This is a genomic window from Pseudomonadota bacterium (assembly GCA_018242545.1).
GTDB lineage: Bacteria > Pseudomonadota > Alphaproteobacteria > 16-39-46 > 16-39-46 > 16-39-46.
This window is the reverse complement of record JAFEBT010000104.1, coordinates 1-2,766: the sequence shown is the minus strand read 5'-3', so window position 1 is coordinate 2,766 and position 2,766 is coordinate 1. Positions and strand designations below refer to the sequence as shown.

The window sequence follows — 2,766 nt, the reverse complement described above, 5'->3', positions numbered from 1 at the left end:
ATAAGCTTAACAATTTTAATAATTATTCCTCATTTCTTATATCGAACTGACGTTAATATAATATACTGAAAAAAAATAAATAAATGTGGAGGGATATATCTAATGTCTAAAAAACTTATATTTATAAGTGTTATAGTTACTTTTTTCTGCATTGTTCATTCAACTAAAAGCACTTCACAACCAAATGTGCCGTCATGGGCATCGTGGATGACGTTAAAACAAAAATGTATATACCTATGGAGCCAGAATTGTGGGTATAATTGTTCATATAGCCCACAGGAAGGACAAACAATAAAACAGGCTAAGATAACATATTGTCAGTGCCAAAAAAAATGTAATCAAGGTTATAAAGAGTGTATGCAAGACTCAAGCGTAAACATTCCTGGTGTAATGGGAATTGATTGTCCGAACCGAAGTAAATAGATAATCTTATATGGTCTTAATCTTCAGTCTTTTTAAAACTCCTTTAAATAGGCGTATCCGTTCTTTATCTTTCAAAAATAACTCCGCCTGAATTTTCTTTAAGAAGGGATCATCTTTATCCATAAGCTTTGGTGAATATTCAAAATGAACTCCTGAGAGAAGAGCACGTCCCTTCCCCACCTTTATATCAATAATAGCAGCTTTATCCTCTTTTCCATTTGGCTCTTTATAGAATGCGAGAGGTGTAACATTGGGAACTTTTTTGGCATCTACAAAATGACATCCTCCATTAAAATACGCTGGAAACATGGTATCTTTTTTGATGTCAGGGTCGCCCTTATCACGCCATCTTATAAAACTAAGACGTGCGCCTGAGTTTGTGGCATAATCATAAGGAGCTAAAACAGGCCCCTCTGCACATCCGTTAAAGAAAGAAAGCTCTCTTTTTCCAATAACTTCTAATGGTGTTCCTTTTGCAAATTCAATATTGTCTGATGCATAATAAGCTCCTGCACAAACACCAAGGTAAGATCCTCCTTTATTTACATACTCTTTAATAACTTTATTACCATTTTGAGAAAGACTCTTGCAGTAGGGTATATCTGCGCCTCCTGGCATAACATATAGAGCGGCATCTTTTACCCAATTCCCCTTTATAACTTCTTCAGGCCCGATTTCTTTAATAACATAAGAAGGGTCGACAACCTCTTTCAGACTTTCCTTCATTTGTAACAAAGATATTGGAGATACTCCTGGCCCATTATAAATATACAGACACGGAGGCATATCTATATCTTTAGGGGCTTGTCTCTGAATGTTAGAGAAAGCATAAAAAGGAAACATAAAACAAAGAAAAATAGTAAGCAGGCATTGATTCACTGTGTTCATTTGGTCTTTCTTCCTTTTGTTTGTATAGAAAATTGAGGAATTTCTACCTCTACTTAGAAAAATAAACTAAGTCTCCCTCTTCCCTTTTTTTCAAAAGAATGTTGAGATTTTAAAAGAGAACATCTCTTCAATGTATATATAAATCCTCTCTTAAAATAGAGTTTTCTTTAAAGTATATTGATTATAACCTAAAAGCATTCTTCTAAAACCCTAAATACGTCCCTATTTTTCGATTAAGAAATGTCGGCAGGGTTTTATAAAGAAAGAGCTACATGTTCTTATTCTACAATCCCTTTAAAATTCCATTGAATTTCAGAAAAAAGATCACGTGCAAATTGACCACCTAAATGAGCATCTGCTTCTTGTTTATATCGAAGAAATTGTTCTTCCAATGACGGTTCAGGCTTAAAAAGTGAGTTAAACTCCTCTTCATCAATTCGTATCCTAATCGACTGAAGGTAAAATACGGCCAAGTATGCTTCATTGGATGACATAAACATACGCTTTAGCTCTCCAAATACTTGGGCAAAAGCAGTTGAAGCTTGTGTCCTTTTTTTTAGAAGTTCTTGTTGCCATATACCACAATTAAGGCTTGCCCCATCATAATCCTGTTTTTGAATAAAATCTTCTAACATATTGAAATATGTTGTTAACGCATAACTTGGACAAGCAGTAAGAGGATCTTGAGCTGTTTTTCGTCCTTTATAAAAATCTTTTTCTGCAAAAAGAGTATCATATTCCTTTTCATTAATTCGAGTTCTTACTAATTGAAGAGCACTCTGAGCTAAATGTTCTGTGTTTGAGGTCATAAGGAGACGGTTTAATTCACTAAATACTATGGAAAAAGCTTTTGATTTTTGTGTCTTGTTTTGAGAAAGGTGACGCAGCTGATCACCACAAAAGAATTGCGCTTCTTCAAAATTTTGGTTTTGAAGAAAAACGTCCAATTGGTTGAAACGCATTGTCAATGAATGATTGGGCAAGGACATAGGATCGGAAGGGGCATTAAGAGATCCTCGAGAAGACGAACGACTGCCTTTTTGAGGAGAAGTAGATCCATTAGAAGAAGAATCATGGCTTATAAAATGGCTAGAATGACGCTCTCCCCGCGAGGATGATTGTCTTTCCGAGACAGCATCTGTCATTGTAAAACTTGAAGAGCTCCAACATAGCCCTATTAAAACCAAAACCATTTCCTTTTGCATTTTTCTCATTCTTTTATTCCTATATTGATAGATTTCTTTAATTTTTCGTAAAATGTTACGTAAGAGGAAACGCCAAAAAAATTCAAGAAATTTATCATTTTTTATTATTATATAGAAAAATTTTTTTTAATTAAGGGGAAGAAGAGTTGCTTTTTAGCAAAATAACAAAAAAATAGATTAATTTTTTAGATAATTTTTAAAAATCGGAAAGAAGAAAAGATTAAGAAGAATTCTAAAAATTCTTGGTGGG

2 protein-coding genes are annotated in these 2,766 nt (G+C 33.8%); both read right to left on the bottom strand.

Annotated elements, in window-relative coordinates:
- Positions 1-429: 429 nt before the first annotated feature.
- Positions 430-1,311 carry a biotin--protein ligase gene (locus JSS34_08680; protein MBS0186371.1) on the bottom strand — a complete coding sequence of 294 codons (882 nt, stop codon included), beginning with the start codon at positions 1,309-1,311 and terminating at the stop codon, positions 430-432.
- 278 nt (positions 1,312-1,589) lie between these two features.
- Entirely contained in the window at positions 1,590-2,525 is a 936-nt protein-coding gene (locus tag JSS34_08675; protein MBS0186370.1) for a hypothetical protein, read from the bottom strand.
- Positions 2,526-2,766: the final 241 nt, after the last annotated feature.